The sequence below is a fragment of the Solibacillus kalamii genome, assembly GCF_002174535.1.
In the GTDB taxonomy this organism is placed as follows: domain Bacteria; phylum Bacillota; class Bacilli; order Bacillales_A; family Planococcaceae; genus Solibacillus; species Solibacillus silvestris.
In genome coordinates, this window is the sequence record NZ_NHNT01000004.1 from 189,378 (window position 1) to 206,193 (window position 16,816).

Here is a 16,816-nt window from a genome sequence, read left to right on the forward strand (position 1 = left end):
ACGTAGTATACAATTCTTCTAAGAAAGGGTGAGATATAAATGAAAAAAGTATTATTTCTGCTCGGGCTTCTATTATTCGCAGGGTGTTCGGAGGAAATAGTCGCGTATGAAGGGATGCCGTTAAAAATTGCTGTTTTAGGGGAGTTCAACGACAGTTACAATACAAATATAGATATTGTAGAAATTACATTTGAAACACTTGAAGAAGCGGTTTCGAATCCGGCTTTGGAATATGATGCACTTTTTATAACGCCTACTGTATTTGAACAAGCTTCCCAGGATGAATATATTAAGATATATAAGGATGCACAGATTCCGATCATCTATTATGGTGCAGCGAAAGGGCATTTTGCTTTTACGAAAGAAAACATAACTTACGATACACTGCACTTTCAAAATCTGATAAACGGTTCACATTCAACGCTTTATTTACATAATGAAATACTAGTAGGAGATGAATTGTCAGAAATCAAATGCGATGTCGACATATTCAATTTTTACTTAAACGGAGATCGTTATGATATTATGCTGAAAGAAATTTATGAAAAAATCGAAACGCTAACTTGAATTGATTGGGGCAAAAATCCTTTATGCTATTTTTGAAAAGGTTTTGTATGAGGGAGATGGGGAAAAGGTACTTACGAATAATTTAATGGAGGGATGCAAATGTTTTTTGATGAGCCGAAACAGAAAATTGATGTTGCCTATACGAAACAGGAATTGCTAGAAAAACTCCAGGAATTACGTAGACCGGACAATGAATTGGAAGGTACACATATTTACGTTTTAACAAAAGATGTGGACGAATTTCACTCCATCGCACGTGATCAGCAAGTGTCGCTTATCACAACAAATGGTGTCCGCAGTATATTGAAAACAGCATTGACGAAGGAATCGCCAATTGAAGAGAAAATTCGCCGCCTCGGTTTACCGGAAAACAAGCGGCTTGAATATGAAAAAATAATTGAAGATGGCGGGAAATTGCTCATAACAGGTACCGACCCGTTTGATGAAGAAGATTGGACAGGCCATACACTCGATGACTGGATTACAAACCGCTCCAATCCATCGAACCTCATTCGCAAAGATGTAATGGATGAGCGCCCTGTACCATTTGAGCCTGAAAAAAAGTATGAAGCGCTACCGAATACAAGTGTTGCAGGAGATTTTGGACGCAGCAATGATGTGGATGATCCGGATATTATTCCGTTAAAAGACGATCAGCGCATTGTTCGCGACCCGAATACAAAAGAAATTGGAATTTATCAGGCACCGCATGAAAAGCAAAATTAAAATGGAGAGTCAGACTGTTCTTTAGGGCGGTTTGGCTTTTTTATTTGGGGTGGGGTGGAATTTATTAGAAAAATTGAAAGGGTTATTAGAAAATGTGGGAGCGTTATTAGAAAATCGATGGTGTTTTTGTCAGCGTAGACTGTATTTTTGCTCGGATCAGGTGTTAGGAAAGGCGGGAGCGGATTTTATTAGAAAAGTTGAGGAGGTTATTAGAAGAACGGAGGGGGATATTAGATAATGAGCCGAGGATATTAGAACAAAGGACGGACATTTTAGAACATCCCGGGAATATATTAGAAAACCGGCAGTTTATTAGAACAAATCAAAATATATTAGAAAACAAATCAGGATTTATTAGAAAACTGCCGCTTAAACCGCCAAACCGCAAATAGAAAAATAGATTTTTAGAGGGAATCCAGTCTTTTTGTAGAATATTTTGTATGGATGTGAAAGGGGATAAGGATATGGACAAAGTAGTAGCTTCTGTACAACAGGCGATTCAGGCAATAGACGATGGAGCTGTATTATTAGTGGGGGGCTTCGGGTTATGCGGTATTCCGGAAAATCTAATTCAGGCGGTAAAAGATAAAGGAACAAAAAATCTGACGGTTGTCAGCAATAACTGCGGTGTCGATGATTTCGGGCTCGGCATTCTGTTACAAGACAAGCAGATTACGAAAATCATTGCTTCCTATGTAGGGGAAAATAAAACATTCGAACAGCAATATTTAAACGGTGAGCTTGAAGTGGAATTGACACCACAGGGCACATTGGCAGAACGCATTCGTGCGGGCGGTGCAGGGATACCAGGATTTTATACGGCAACAGGTGTTGGTACGCCGATCGCAGAGGGAAAAGAGACGAAGGAGTTCGACGGCAAGGCATATTTGCTTGAACGCGCGATTACAGGGGATTTTGCGCTTGTGAAAGCATGGAAAGCGGATCGCTCCGGAAATCTTGTGTTCCGTAAAACATCGCGCAACTTTAACCCGCTTTGTGCGACAGCAGGTAAAGTGACGATAGTCGAAGTGGAGCAGCTTGTCGAAACAGGCGAACTGGATCCGGACGAAATTCATCTGCCGGGCATTTATGTGCAGCATATCGTCCATAGCGAGTCATTTGAAAAACGCATTGAACGCCGCACTGTAAGGGAGGAAGCATAATGGATGCACGCATGAAAATTATCCGACGCGCGGTGAAGGAAATACAGGACGGGACATATGTGAATTTAGGTATCGGCATGCCAACTCTAATCGCAAATGAAATTCCTGAGCATTATAATGTGATGCTGCAGTCGGAAAACGGACTGCTCGGAATAGGGCCATACCCGACTGAAACAGAAGTCGATGCAGACCTGATCAATGCCGGGAAGGAAACGGTCACAGCAAAAGTAGGCGCTACATTTTTTGATAGCGCGGAAAGCTTTGCGATGATTCGTGGCGGGCATATTGATTTAGCTATTCTCGGCGGAATGGAAGTGTCGGAAGCGGGAGACTTGGCTAACTGGATGATTCCCGGAAAAGTAGTAAAAGGGATGGGCGGGGCGATGGACTTAGTTGTCGGCGCGAAAAAGGTCATCGTCATCATGGAACATACGAACAAATACGGTGAGTCCAAAGTAAAACGTGAATGCTCATTGCCGTTGACAGGAAAAAGCGTCGTTCACCGGTTAATTACTGATTTGGCAGTATTTGATTTTCAAGATGGCAAGATGCAGCTGGTGGAGCTTCAGGATGGTGTGACATTAGAGGAAGTGCAGGAAAAAACAGAGGCTATGTTTGAAGTGAAACTGTAAAATAATGCGCAAAAAGCAGCTCAGCTTTTTGTGCATTTTTAATTACCTCACATCTGTTTAGTGACTTTTACTCTATAAAAACTTGAAAAGAACAACGAAATAGTGAGTAAAATAATATACACCATTAATGGTAAATTAAAACAATCGCTCTATGTTTGATGCAATTAAATTGATAGATTCCCTCTATATACGATTATCGAATTGGTGGATATTCTTAAAGTATGAATTATTATTTTAATAATTTTGAAAATTAAAGTAATGGAGGGGTCTTATGAAAAAGAAAGCATTAGCACTATCCTTAACGGGTATTTTGGCACTGGGAGCTGTTACACCAGCTTCATTAACTGCCTATGCTGTAGGTGAAGGACCGAACTATGGTGGAAGTGAATCGATTCAAACGTCAATCCTATATACGTACGATGAAATGGTTAATTATCTTAAAAAGCAAGATGCGAAACAAGATGCTATGCAACTTGAGGTGATTGGTCAAACGGTAAAAAAGCGAGATATTTACATGGCAAAATATATTAAAAATCCAAATAACCCGACAATCCTATTTTTGACACAACAGCATGGTAATGAACAATTAACGACAGAAGGTGCACTAGAATTTATCAAGCATCTTGGAACAGGTAAAACAAAAGGCGTTCTGGATAATATCAATATACTTATAGTGCCTATGTTAAATGCAGATGGTGCGATGGGAGATGTCGATTTTTCTCTTGATGATTACATCGCTGATGGTGGACGAAATTTAACACGATACAATGCAGTTGGGGCAGACTTAAATCGTGACCATGTTGATAAAGTGCACCCGGAAACTCAGTCTCTTCATAAAAATGTTTTACAAAAGTATAAAATTGATTACATGATTGACCTGCATCATCAAGGCACTCAAGCAAGACGAGACGGGAGATTAGTATCAGGTTCTATGCTTTATCCTACAAATGATAAAGTAAAACCGGAAGTACTAGAGAAGTCGAAAAAATTGGGGGCCGTTGTATTTAATGCTGTTGATTCTACTGGATGGGGACATTTAGCTAAATATAATGGCGGTAATGGTGAGAATATCGGCCGTAATGGTGCCGCAGTTCAATATGATATTGCTACACTGCTATTTGAAATGCGCGGAATGTCCGATCACTTTAATGAATCGGCAGTTATCGGTCAAAAAAGTAATGGTTACTTAATCAAACAAACGATTACAACACTTGATGCTGCGGTTCAAGCAATAGCAGATCGTTCAATTGAAAATGCAGATATCAGTTTCTGGGACACATTGGATACTCAAAGATAACGGGAAAATGGAGCCAAAAGCCGTAACCGTTTTTACGGCACTTGTATCTTGATGAACTGAAAAAGGAGCAAGAGAGTCTTGTTATGGACATCTTTTGCTCCTTTTCTCTATTCACTGTTAATCTGCGTTGTTCATTAATTTAGCATCTAGTGATAATGGTGAACGATCTGCGAACATGAAATAAATGCCTAGAGCTACGTAAACAACCTCTAATTCATATCCAGCGTAAGTACCGTCACCAAATAATCCAAGTGATAATTTAGCTGTGAAGATTGCACCAACCATAATCACTGCAAATACTGCGCCGATTACACGAGTACCAAGTCCAAGAATTAATAATAAACCACCGACTAATTCAACAGTTGCTACTACAAAGGCAAGACCACTCATTAAACCAAGTGATTCGAAGTAACCTGCTGTATTCTCGATGCCTCCTTGAAACTTAACAAATCCATGGTAAAAGAACATAAAACCAACCACCACTCGTACAAGTAATGATACCCATTGTTGTCTTGTCATAAAAAATTCCTCCTAATAACCTTTTGTAAATTACTTATTTAAAGTAAGCGTAAAGGTGTAAAATAAAGTGATCTACAATAATGTAGGTCACACCTAATTGATTACTTTTCGTAACTTAGTGTAATAAAGTAATCTTATTGTTTCAATAATATAAGCCTAACTAAAAGAAAAATGGGTATTTTCGACAAAGAGATAGCGGTTAAGGGCGATATTCTGAGATATTGTTTAGATTTGTAAGGGGGCAATGATATCTGTAAAGGGTTAGTTATAAAAATTTATTTACCGACCCCCTTAAAACGTAAATGCTATCCGAATAACTGGTATGTCCAAAATGGGGCAAAAAAATATTGAGGTGATTGACAATGCAAAAATGGAAACATACAAGTGTAGCATTACTTATTGCAGGGTTAGCGGTAACTGGGACAAGCTATGCGTTAGCTGATGAAAAAGAGAATGAAGCTATTGAAATGACTCAACAAGAAAATGAATTGACTACGGATTTAGTGAGAGAGCCAATTGAAACTGTTCAATTGCCAGTTGTTGAAAAGGTTGAAACAGACAAAGCAACAGAAGAAAAGGCAACAGATGAAAAAGTAACTGAAGATAAAGCGACAGAAGATAAGGAAGTAGAAGAAAATGTGCTTCCAGAAGCTCCGGAAGGGTATACAGCTGGAAATCTGGATGCGCTTGGAAAAGCCTATGAAAAGGTTCAAAATCCAACTGCTAAAGCAGCAATTAAACGGAATATGGAACGTTCCATTGAAAAATGGGAGAATAAACAGTCAGAAACTAATGAACAGCCAAAAGTGGAAGCTCCTGAACAACCGGAAACAATAGTTCCTGAGCAAACAGAGGTAAAACAAGAAACAGTGAAGCAAGAAGTGCCGTCAAAACAAGAACAGCCTGCTAAAGTGAAACAGGAGAAAGCTGAAAAAACTGAAAAGGCTCCTGCTCCTCAAGCACAATTAAATGCACAACAAAGAGAACAAAGACAAGAGCTGAGAGCAACTCAAAAAGCAGAGCGTGAAGCTTTAAAAGAAGAACGTAAAGCGAATAAAGAATAATAAAAGAATTGGAAAAATGAAAAGAAAAGCAGATTTTTAATATAAAATTACTTTTCAATTTAAGTTATACCCATTAAAATCAGGGCAATCGATACTAATGGGAACGGAGGGAAATCTATGTTTTTGTCATTCATGCAAGAAGTATTCAATAAAAAATCATATGCAGCATTGAATGAGCTTGTATTGAAGGCAAAGAATGGGGATGAGAGGGTCATGAATGACCTTCTCATTGAATTTACTCCGTTTATGAAAAAAACGGCTTCTTTCGTATGCAAACGATCCATTGATGAGCATGATGACGAATTCAGTATTGCAATGAGTGGATTTCATGAAGCAGTATTACAATTCAATCCGGCAGAGAATTCATCGTTAACGACATTTTCACATTTGATCATAAAGCGGAGGCTTATCGATTATTTTCGAAAAGAAGCAACGAGAAACGATGTCATTCATTTATTGAAAGACGAGAATGAAACTTCAGGCTTAGATGTCCAACAGTACGTATTTGATCGATCGTCAATCGTCTCCTATTCAAAAGAACAACAGGCGGAAGAACGTCGTGAAGAGATCATAGAATATACCAAACTTTTAAAGAATTATGGTCTATCATTTCAAGAGCTGGCCATGTCATCTCCAAAACATACAGACTCAAGGAAGATGGCTATTCATATTGCGCAAGTCATCGCAGAAACACCTGAATTCTATCATTACCTTATTGCAAATAAAAAATTGCCGGTAAAAGAACTTGAATCGACTGTGGAGGTTTCAAGAAAGACGATCGAGCGACAGCGGAAATATATAATCGCAGTTGTATTACTGCTTAATAGTCACTTTGTGTACATAAAGGAATATATAAAAGGGGAACTTATATGATGCGGACATACAGGGGTGTTGTTTTCGAAATAGAAAAAAAATATACTGTATTTCTAACGGAAAAAGGCGAATTTTTACGTGGAATTCCAATTGGTGGACCGCCGAATATTGGAGATGAAGTCGATTTTCATCTAATAAATACGCCTTCTCTTTTTAGTGGAAGAGTGAAGCCGCGATTATTTGGAACAGTTATGATAGCGGCAGTCCTTCTTCTTTCTATCGTAGCATCTTTAATTCCTATGGGTGATGAAGTGATGGCCTACGTTCAATTGGAATCAGATACGGCAGTGGAACTTGGTGTTAATGAGTTAGGAGAGGTCATTGTTTTACGATCTTTGAATGGTACATCTGTTGAGACTGAAAAGAGCCTTGATCATTGGAAAGGTGACTCAATCAGTAAAGTGCTGGACACAGCTTTGAAGAAATTAACGGCAAAAGGTATTAGTGAGCAAGTAAATATTACAATTATCTATGAAAATAGCAAAAACCAACAGAAGGTACAAAAAATCGTTGGAAATGCAGTTCGTGATGTACAAAGCGCAAATAAAGAATTGACTATGAAAATTGGCGAAAGCACAGCGGAAGAAAGAGCGATGGCCAATATGCAGGAAATGTCGGTTTATAAATTCAAGGAAAGCCAACAAGTTAATCCGGCGATGGAAATAAAGCCGTCTTCGGAAATCGATGAGGATATAAAAAACAATCCAGCAAATGAGCAAAGAGAAATGGAGACTCCTATCAATAAGGAATCATTCCCTTCAGTGCCGGCTAATGAGAAGGTTAACGGGAACGAAAATGCGAAGGAATCAAGCGGAAATAAAGTTCAAAAATCGAACGGAACTGTTGAAAAGCCAATTAGGGAGCAAAAGGAAAAACCCAAGGAGACTCCTGTAGAGAAGGGGAAATCAAGTAACCCTGAACTAGGAAATGGAAATTCCAATAAAGGTAACCAAAGCCCTGCACCACAGCAACCTAAAGAAAATAAAAATGAACAGAAGCAATCGGGAAACGATAATTCAGCAAATGCTGCTTCAAAAAACAAAGACCAACCTAATTCACCTTAAGTGTGCTTTAGTTTAATAAATAGATTGGCAATATAGAAGTACTGAAACGGGCTCTTATCCTTGAACAGGATAGGGGCTCATTTTTCATTTTATGGGCGGTTAGTTTAATAAGGATACTAAAAATAAAAGGAATCTTATTTAGAATGCCGAATAATTAATGAGCCCGAAATTGAAAAGGCAGGTGTTCTATGAATAATCCTATCTTAAAACAGATTGGCACAGTCTTTATCCCGGTAAGCAATATTGAAAACGCACGCGATTGGTACTGTGATATTCTAGGGGTGACAGCAGATGGAGAAATTCAGTTTGGTCATCTTTATGTTCTACCAATGGAAGGTACAGGAATTGTGTTAGATAGCAAAATTTATTCAGTAGACAGGGTATTTAAAACTCCAGCGTTCCACTTAAATACGAAAAACATCGAAGAGGCGTTTCACTTTATGAGGGAAAAAGGCATTGAATTGATTACAGAAATTAAACATAACCACTATTTTAATTTCAAAGACCCGGATGGGAATATCTTAATGATTTGCCAATGTTGAATGGGGTATAACTTTTTTAGGATTATGATCTGGTGAAAAAACTCCACTACCTACGAATGTAAGTGGTGGAGTAATTTTTAATTAAACAATTTAATCCTCATTTGCAATAACATAATCCTCAGTGGATTCCAAATAATCCTCAACTTCCACTTTATAATCCTCATTGGGCTGAAATTAATCCTCAAAATTCGAATATAATCCTCACCTATGTCACTAGGGCGAGGGCAGCTCAAAACTTACTTCGGATATGTCTGACACACACGTCCAATTTGCCCGTCAGTTAAGCGCACTTTAATGCCGTGGGGATGGGAGCTGCTGTTTGTCAGTAAATCCTTTACGATACCCCGTGTTGTTTTGCCTGTACGCTGGTCTTTTTTTAGTACGATATCAACTTCCAACCCAGGATAGACATCGCTTCGATTTTTGCCGTTCATAGTAAAACGTCCTCTCATTCATAAGTTTCTTTAGTATAGCACGAAACGGTAAAGGATCTGATACTGCACGCTATTTCGGCAAATGCTTTAAAAAATTCGCAGACGCAAACCCGCGTACTTCCTGTTCACTATAATGCTTTAACAGCTCATTAATGAGGTTTTGATGCATCCCGGCATGTTCGAGATGGGGGATCTTCACATCAATCCCGTCAAAATCTGAACCAAGGCCAATCAAATGCTTCCCGCCAAGTGAGCAAATATAGTCAATATGACGAATCAAGTCCGTCATGCTCGCTCTGTTTGTTCCGTTTATAAATTCAGGATAATACACAACATGAATCGGCGCGTTTTTTTCAATCATTACTTTTATTTGTGCATCGTTCAAATTGCGCTCATGATTGCAAATAGCCATTGCGTTTGAATGAGAAGCAATTACATAATCGGCATGCTCGATGACATCCCAAAAGCTTCGTTCATGTAGATGGGTAACATCGGTGAATAGTCTGTGCTCATTATTCAGCTTGATGATTTCTTTGCCAAACGGTGTAACGCCAATCTGTGATGTACTATGTAAGCCGTCAGCTGCTTCATTGGAGTAATTCCATGTAAGCCCGATCGACAATACGCCAAGCTCACGGAACTGATGCCAAAAATCAATGTCGCCACCGAAGAAATCAACGCCTTCAATTGTTAAAAAAGCGCCAGTTTGTCCTGGACGGAGTTTATCAAAATCCGTCCATTTCTTAATATGCACAACGTGTTCACTTAGCACTTCCTGCTGAAAATGCGCAATCTGTTTGAAAGCAGCAGCCCGTTTTTCCTCCAAAGTTAAAGTAGGGTAAACATAAACCGCAAACGCCTGTGCCATTACATTTCCTTCGCGAAGTTTATCGACATTTACATCAAGCAGGCCATCGTCAAACCGGTGACCATCCTGCTGCATGCGCCATAATGCATCACAATGTAAATCAATTACTGGAATATTCATCAAAAAACCCCCTCCATTATGGTGAAAAAAAGGTGAATGACCGCAATCATCCACCTGATCTTAATACTAATCTTTATGCATGATGGAGCCCTGCAAAAATACCGCCTTTTGCGACAAGCTCTTCATATGTCCCTTGCTCTTCAATGCCATTTGGTGTAACAACGAAAATATAGTCCGCATCGCGAATGGTCGCTAAACGGTGCGCAATGATCAATGTCGTCCGGTTTTTCGCCAAATCATTCAACGACTGCTGGATAATCCGCTCAGTCGCCGTATCTAAGGCAGATGTAGCCTCATCCAAAATTAAAATTGGAGGGTTTTTCAGGAACATGCGCGCAATCGCAAGACGCTGTTTTTGTCCGCCTGATAATTTCAGACCACGCTCACCGATTTCCGTCTCAAAGCCATCGGGTAAATTCTCGATAAATTCTAGCAAGTTTGCCTGCTCGGCTGCTGCTTTAATGTCCTCGAAGCTTGCGCCTAATTTACCATATTCGATATTTTCACGAATAGTACCTGTAAATAAAAATACATCCTGCTGTACTGTACCTATTTGCTTGCGGAGCGATTGCTGTGTTAAATCTCGGATATCATATCCGTCAATTGTAATCGCACCGTCCGTAATATCGTAAAAGCGGGGGATCAGTGCACTGATCGTCGTTTTCCCTGAACCGGATGGACCGACAAAGGCAACCGTTTTTCCTGCTTCCACCTTGAACGATAGATTGTTCAGAACTTGCTTGCTGTCCGCATATTTGAAGTCCACGTTTTTAAACTCGATATCGCCGTTTAATTGGTCAACATCAATTGCATTTGGGCGGTCGACAATCGTCGGCTCCTGGTCAAGCAAATCACAGAAACGTTTAAAGCCGGCCATTCCTTTTGGATACATTTCAAGTAATGCACTGATTTTATCGATTGGTCTAATTAATACATTCGTAAATAAAATAAAGCTCGCAAACTCCCCGGCTGAAAGATTGTCGTTAAATGAAAGCCAAGCGCCAACGACAAGCACGAGCAATGTAAGTAGACGTGTTAAAAAGTAAATGCTTGAATGCGTACCGGCCATTACCTTGTAGGCGTAGATTTTCGCTTTACGGAATAGAGCGTTCTGATCTTTAAAACGGTTTGTTTCAAATTCTTCATTTGTAAATGATTTCACAACGCGAATACCGGAGAAGCTGTCTTCCACACGGCCATTGACGTTTGCAATTTCACTATACATAACGCTCCAGCCTTTTTTCATTCTTCTGTTGCTCCAATACATGACCGCAATTAAAAACGGAACGAAAATCAGAATAATTGTCGCAAGGGTTGCGTTAATATTGAACATTATTGTAAACGCTCCGATAAATGTCATCATTGCGATGAACAAATCTTCCGGACCATGATGTGCAAACTCCCCGATATCGAATAAGTCATTCGTTATACGACTCATTAAATGACCTGTTTTCATATTATCGAAAAACGTATATGGCTGGCGCTGTACATGATTGAACAGCTGCTGGCGCATATCCGTTTCGATATTGACTCCGAGCTTATGCCCTAAATAGTTCACGACAAAGTTCATGCCTGTACTTAAAATATACGTCAGTAAAAGAAGCGCACTGATTTTTGTAATCATGCCCCAATCGTTCGTCGGGAGCAGATCATCGATAAACCATTGCACAGCCATCGGGAAAAGCAATTCCAAAACGGCCACAAATACCGCACACGAGAAGTCGATAATGAACAATCGCTTATGCGGCTTATAATACGTAAAAAATCTTGCTAGCATTGTAGTTCCTTTCTGTTAAACAACTCAAAACTGAGTGCAACCGGTTGTATTAGTTAGTGAAAATGATTCTTACTCGAATTATAACATTTTTTAGGAGTTTTTCGAGGGGCGAAATAGTGGGAAATGGAAAAAATTGAAATTATATCTCAAGTAATGCTTGGGTAGAGAATATATAAACGTTGAATTTATTTTTAAGCATGTTAGTTATGGTAAGAAAAAAGAAATGGTACACTTAAAGAAAGAAAAGAAGTGAAGGTGTATGTATGAATTTTTATATAGTAATGCAAGGGCGTACATACGATGAGGCGAAGGAAAAGCAGGTCGTATGGTGCTCAATTTTAGATAGTAGTGGACAAACACCCCATTCTTGGGAGCGGATGAGGGAAGTAAGGAAGGGCGATGCGATTTTTCACTGTGTTAAAGGGGAAATCGTCGCGATTAGTACCGCTCAGGAAGATTGCGGGGAAGGTGTGAATCCTCTTGATCATTCGGGAGTAGTTGGGTACCAATTCCCGGCAGTATACGAGGAATTAGATTTTCCGGTTTCAATAAAAGAACATTTTGATGAAATTCAGCCACTGCTTCCAGTAAAATATTCACCGTTCCAACAAAATGGTGACGGCAACCAAGGCTTTTTATATCCATGTAATGAAATGCTCGCGATCAAGCTGCTGGAGCTTATGAGTGATGCCAATATTTATGAGGAAAATGAAGAGCAACTGGAATTTGCAATTGGTCTCATTGCGCAAAAAGAACGCAATACGCTGGCGCCTGTATTGATCGAAACAGAAGCAGAAGCGAAAGTGAAAATCCGTAAAGGCCAACAAAAATTTAGAAAGCAACTGATGCCATTATGGGACAATCAATGTGCATTATGTGGCATCTCGTTACCTGGATTATTACGTGCAAGCCATTCAAAACCATGGAAAGATGCAATGAATGACGAGCGACTTGATCCATACAACGGTATTCTACTTTGCCATAATCATGATGCGTTATACGACCAAGGCTATATCGCGTTTGATGGAACAGGTAAAATCCACATTTCCTCTGAAATTGACCAGATGGATTATGTGAAATATGGGATTTATGAAAAAATGCGTGTTGCGAGAGTGGAAGAGAATAAGAAATATTTTAAGTGGCATAAACGGGAGATATTTAGAGGTAATGAATAATTAATAAAAAAAGCAAGGTGTTTGCCAAAAACTTAAATGGTAGCACCTTGCTTTATTTTATTCTTCTACTAAATAGTGATAGATGTCGTATTGAATCGGTTGTTCGAGTACCATTTCCATTGTAACGACGGGGTAATATTTTCCTTTATCCAAAATTCTTTCGGGCTTTGCAGAGCCTGGATTTACAGCACACCGACCAAGGTAATAGAAATCTTTACCTTCACCATTGTCTTTTTTTACAAACAGGTACACGTTTGTCCCATTTTCAACAGAGTGGATAAGAATTTGCATTTCCATGGATTTATCGATATATCGATTTTTTGTTGAGCACCATTTAAATGTATCTTCTGATAAAAATTCATCCATATAATTTGTTTCAAGATTGTTTTTATCATTTTTATGATAATTTACGAAAATAGGGAAATCGCCATTTTTCGGTCGACCACCATTTAATGTACCTTCCTCGTTCTTTTCCCAGTCTAGTAAGCGGCATACTTCGCGGCGTGAGTATTTTTCATATAGTTTGAATGGCTCGTGATTATTAAATTGTTTGTTTTTAATAAAGGCACATTCAAGTAAATCAACAAAGTATTGTTTGAAATTTATGTCTCGTAGTGAAAGTTGCAATTCCTCATTAAACAAATAGCATGAATTCGATTTAATAATTAAAGGTTTATTTCCGAATTTTTTATTGTCAGTCTCTACGAAAAAGTTTAAAGAAAACACATTTTCAATGCTTTCAATTGTACCTTTATGAATATAAGCATTATGAGCTTGCAATCCTGAAAGATAGCTTTTTTCTGTAATAGATTCTTCTTCTAAAAGAAGCTGTAATAATAAAATTTCATGAATTCTTTTCCCTGATAAAAAATCCTTTCCTATTAATGCGAGGACAGACTTTTCATAATCGGTAATTGAGGAGATATTTTCTTTCATTTTCAATAAAAACTCATAATAGGTAGGAGTGTAGCTAATAATGACTTCGGGATCTAACGAATTTTGTTCAATAAAATCCTTAAGCATCGGAATACGTCCAATTCGATTTTTAAGCTCAGAATAGCTATCCTTTAACATTTTTAATGTGGATAAATTAGCGTTATTTATCGCATCAAAAATTTGTTTCTTCGCGATTTCCTCAAAATTAATTGTTGAAACCCCTTGAATATAATCTGTGTTTACTGTGTTGCGGCGAACATTATCTTTATTCATCGACTTATCACCAGATAGGGCGATCGGAATTAAATAGTTATTTTTATAGTTGCCGATAAAATCAATGATCGTTACATATTCTTTTACAACATGCTTCCGTAATCCACGACCAAGCTGCTGAATGAAGATGATGCTAGATTGTGTCTGGCGGAGCATGACGATTTGATTTAAGAATGGGATATCGATACCTTCATTAAAAATATCTACCGTTAAAATATACTCTAGCTCACCATTTTCTAATTTAGCAATCGCTTCTTCACGTTCTTCTTGAGAGTGGTCTCCAGTCAATGCGGTCGTTTTATAACCGCGCATATTCAGTAAATTGGAAAGGATACGTGCTTCTTCCTTCGTACTGCAAAACATTAATCCACGAACTCGATCCCCAGAAAACCCGTAATACGAAATTTTTTCGATAATATGGTCAATTCGCTCCTGTTGAATGAGCTTTTGTAAATCTGCTGTTTCATCGATGAGCTCACCATCAAGCTCATAGTCGGTCACACCAAAATAGTGGAAGGGGCAGAGCATTTCTTCTTCTAATGCTGCTTGAAGACGTATTTCATACGCCACATTATAGTCAAATAGTTCATAGATATTGAAATTATCTGTACGTTCCGGTGTAGCCGTCATCCCTAATAGAAATTGGGGTTTAAAGTAATTCATAATTTTTAAATACGATTCCGCACCTGCTCGGTGAACTTCATCAATTAAAATGTAGTCAAAATGATCTTTAGCAAACTGTTGTAAATAAGGGTCACGTGAAATAGTCTGGACCGTTGCAAATAAATAACGTGCATTTAGATCCTTTGAATTTCCTGATAAAATCCCATAATCTTGAGGGTCACCTAATAAAATATTGCGGAAATCATGCATCGTTTTCTTCAAAATTTGTTCGCGGTGCACGACGAAGAGCATGCGTTTTGGTGCAGCATTTCGAACGTCAAACGCAGATAAATAGGTTTTACCTGTCCCAGTTGCTGAAATAATGAGACCACGGTTTGCACCACTTTGACGAAGGAGCTTTAACTGCTCAAGCGCGGCTGTTTGCATTTTATTAGGCTGTATTTTTAAACTTTCTTTTAATGGATTCGTTATATATAAAGGAGGAGAGGCTACTTTATTATTAAATTCCGGCTTCTCATAATTGATTTGATATTGCGCAATCCATTCGTCATTTAATGGCATCGCACTGTTCCATTGCTGTTCAAATTGATATTTGAAATGGTTAATAACTTCACCATTTTCAAGAGATGTTAAATAAACATTCCATTCAAAATTTGCCTTCAATGCACTATCCGTTAAGTTAGAGCTCCCAACTATTAATGAATAATGTTGGTCGTGCTCGAAAATATAGCCTTTTGAGTGAAAGCCTTTTACATCAGTAACGCGAACTTCTACATTCGTTAATTTGAGTAGCTCTTTAAACATTTTTGGTTGGTTAAAGCTTAAAAATGTAGAGGTCAAAATGCGTCCACGAATGCCTTTTCTCTCAAGGTCATATAACATTGTTTTGATTGTCGCCAATCCGCCTTCAGTAATAAATGCCACAGAAAAGGTGAATGTTTTACATGTTTTCATTTCTTGTAAAAGTGATGAAAGGACATTTTCATGTGCTTTATTGGATAATAATTTCGGTTTAAATTGTGATGAGGCGGCCTTTGATTGATTGATAAAACCTTTATGTAAAGAGGCTTCAAGTTTTTTAATTAACTGTTCCATAAAAGCACCACCTTTAATTATTTCAATAATTTTTCAACTGCGGGAATATCTGCTGGAGCAAAGTCTAGTTCATTGAGTGATGTACGTTTTACCCACTTCGTATTAGAGTGCTCTAAAGCAACTGGTATTCCATTCACAATTTTCGCCATATATGTTTCAAGACGAACGATAAACGTACCGTAATCATATGTTGTATCTTCCACTTTTTCACCTACAGCAATTTCACAAGTGAATTCTTCTAAAATTTCACGTTTTAACGCTTGTTGCGGTGTCTCATCTTTTTCAATCTTTCCACCTGGGAATTCCCAATAGTTTGGTAATGACATTTGAGGGCTACGTTGTGCACAGTATATTTCCTGTTTATCGTTTTCAATAATAGCTCCAACTACGTGTACTTGTTTTTTCATATTACATCCATCCTATCTCCTATCTATTGATCCTCTCTATAATATAGCCGATCGGGGGAGAATTTGCTGCCAATTAAATTTTATATGATGAATGTTTTAGAGCTAAGTAACTTATTTATTAACTAAAATTAGCTGATGAAGAAACGAATTAAGTGAGATTCAACAGCTAATTTTAAATTATTTTTCGAAGATATATAATAGGAAGGAAATAGAGATGAATAAAAAAGATGAAAAAAGTTTTTTAAAACTGTTGACGTTTAATAGAAATGGATGTATAGTTATACAAGTCGCCGGGAGTTACCGCGACAAACGAAACAAAATGAACCTTGAAAACTGAACAAGCAACGTTAATGAAACAAGCTTCTTAAATGAAGTAAACAATAGATTTCAACTTCTAACGAAGTTGGATCGCTAGCAAAGCAAATGAGCTTTCAAACTACTTTTATGGAGAGTTTGATCCTGGCTCAGGACGAACGCTGGCGGCGTGCCTAATACATGCAAGTCGAGCGGRAATTTTATTGGTGCTTGCACCTTTAAAATTTTAGCGGCGGACGGGTGAGTAACACGTGGGTAACCTACCTTATAGATTGGGATAACTCCGGGAAACCGGGGCTAATACCGAATAATACTTTTTAACACATGTTTGAAAGTTGAAAGACG

General features: G+C 38.2%; 16 protein-coding genes and 1 rRNA gene. 11 read left to right on the plus strand and 6 right to left on the minus strand.

Annotated features, from left to right (window positions below):
* Positions 1-39: 39 nt before the first annotated feature.
* From CBM15_RS08940 to CBM15_RS08965, 5 genes are all read left to right on the plus strand, one after another.
* Positions 40-567, plus strand: coding sequence for a hypothetical protein (locus tag CBM15_RS08940; protein WP_087617194.1), 528 nt, complete (start codon positions 40-42; stop codon positions 565-567).
* Between the two features lie 99 nt (positions 568-666).
* Entirely contained in the window at positions 667-1,293 is a 627-nt protein-coding gene (locus CBM15_RS08945; protein WP_087617195.1) for a YflT domain-containing protein, read from the plus strand.
* Positions 1,294-1,757: 464 nt separating this feature from the next.
* Positions 1,758-2,456, plus strand: a complete 699-nt coding sequence (locus tag CBM15_RS08955) for a CoA transferase subunit A (RefSeq protein ID WP_087617197.1) — start codon at positions 1,758-1,760, stop codon at positions 2,454-2,456.
* Positions 2,456-3,088, plus strand: coding sequence for a 3-oxoacid CoA-transferase subunit B (locus CBM15_RS08960; RefSeq protein ID WP_239534778.1), 633 nt, complete (start codon positions 2,456-2,458; stop codon positions 3,086-3,088). Before CBM15_RS08955 ends, CBM15_RS08960 begins: the two co-directional genes overlap by 1 nt.
* Before the next feature lie 271 nt (positions 3,089-3,359).
* On the plus strand, positions 3,360-4,385 hold the full coding sequence (locus CBM15_RS08965) for a M14 family zinc carboxypeptidase (RefSeq protein WP_087617199.1): 1,026 nt from the start codon (positions 3,360-3,362) through the stop codon (positions 4,383-4,385).
* Between the two features lie 117 nt (positions 4,386-4,502).
* Here CBM15_RS08965 and CBM15_RS08970 read toward each other — a convergent pair whose 3' ends face one another.
* A complete protein-coding gene (locus CBM15_RS08970) occupies positions 4,503-4,904 on the minus strand; it encodes a DoxX family protein (RefSeq protein ID WP_087617200.1) in 402 nt (133 codons plus the stop codon).
* Positions 4,905-5,266: 362 nt separating this feature from the next.
* Here CBM15_RS08970 and CBM15_RS08975 point away from each other — a divergent pair, with 362 nt between their 5' ends.
* The 4 genes from CBM15_RS08975 to CBM15_RS08990 all read left to right on the plus strand — a co-directional run bounded on the left by CBM15_RS08975 (position 5,267) and on the right by CBM15_RS08990 (position 8,447).
* Entirely contained in the window at positions 5,267-5,968 is a 702-nt protein-coding gene (locus tag CBM15_RS08975; protein ID WP_087617201.1) for a hypothetical protein, read from the plus strand.
* 117 nt (positions 5,969-6,085) lie between these two features.
* Positions 6,086-6,841, plus strand: a complete 756-nt coding sequence (gene sigI / locus CBM15_RS08980; protein WP_087617202.1) for an RNA polymerase sigma-I factor — start codon at positions 6,086-6,088, stop codon at positions 6,839-6,841.
* Positions 6,841-7,905 (plus strand): anti-sigma factor domain-containing protein, encoded by a 1,065-nt coding sequence (locus CBM15_RS08985; protein ID WP_158100199.1) that lies wholly within the window; start codon positions 6,841-6,843, stop codon positions 7,903-7,905. Before sigI ends, CBM15_RS08985 begins: the two co-directional genes overlap by 1 nt.
* A gap of 188 nt (positions 7,906-8,093) precedes the next feature.
* The gene (locus tag CBM15_RS08990; RefSeq protein ID WP_087617204.1) at positions 8,094-8,447 is read left to right on the plus strand and encodes a VOC family protein; all 354 of its coding nucleotides are present in this window, start codon (positions 8,094-8,096) and stop codon (positions 8,445-8,447) included.
* A gap of 236 nt (positions 8,448-8,683) precedes the next feature.
* On the opposite strand, the gene CBM15_RS08995 is transcribed toward CBM15_RS08990, so the two are convergent.
* The 3 genes from CBM15_RS08995 to CBM15_RS09005 form a co-directional block, all read right to left on the minus strand.
* Positions 8,684-8,881, minus strand: coding sequence for a YwbE family protein (locus CBM15_RS08995; protein ID WP_087617205.1), 198 nt, complete (start codon positions 8,879-8,881; stop codon positions 8,684-8,686).
* 70 nt (positions 8,882-8,951) lie between these two features.
* The gene (locus CBM15_RS09000; RefSeq protein WP_087617206.1) at positions 8,952-9,869 is read right to left on the minus strand and encodes a dipeptidase; all 918 of its coding nucleotides are present in this window, start codon (positions 9,867-9,869) and stop codon (positions 8,952-8,954) included.
* Between the two features lie 73 nt (positions 9,870-9,942).
* A complete protein-coding gene (locus tag CBM15_RS09005) occupies positions 9,943-11,646 on the minus strand; it encodes an ABC transporter ATP-binding protein (protein WP_087617207.1) in 1,704 nt (567 codons plus the stop codon).
* Positions 11,647-11,909: 263 nt separating this feature from the next.
* Here CBM15_RS09005 and CBM15_RS09010 point away from each other — a divergent pair, with 263 nt between their 5' ends.
* Positions 11,910-12,821: an HNH endonuclease gene (locus CBM15_RS09010; protein ID WP_087617208.1), complete on the plus strand. Its 912-nt coding sequence runs from the start codon at positions 11,910-11,912 to the stop codon at positions 12,819-12,821.
* A gap of 57 nt (positions 12,822-12,878) precedes the next feature.
* Here CBM15_RS09010 and CBM15_RS09015 read toward each other — a convergent pair whose 3' ends face one another.
* Positions 12,879-15,749, minus strand: coding sequence for a DEAD/DEAH box helicase (locus tag CBM15_RS09015; protein ID WP_087617209.1), 2,871 nt, complete (start codon positions 15,747-15,749; stop codon positions 12,879-12,881).
* 17 nt (positions 15,750-15,766) lie between these two features.
* Entirely contained in the window at positions 15,767-16,156 is a 390-nt protein-coding gene (locus tag CBM15_RS09020) for a (deoxy)nucleoside triphosphate pyrophosphohydrolase (protein WP_014824823.1), read from the minus strand.
* Between the two features lie 441 nt (positions 16,157-16,597).
* Between CBM15_RS09020 and CBM15_RS09025 the strand changes: the two genes are divergently transcribed.
* Positions 16,598-16,816, plus strand: a 16S ribosomal RNA gene (locus tag CBM15_RS09025); the annotation flags it as partial.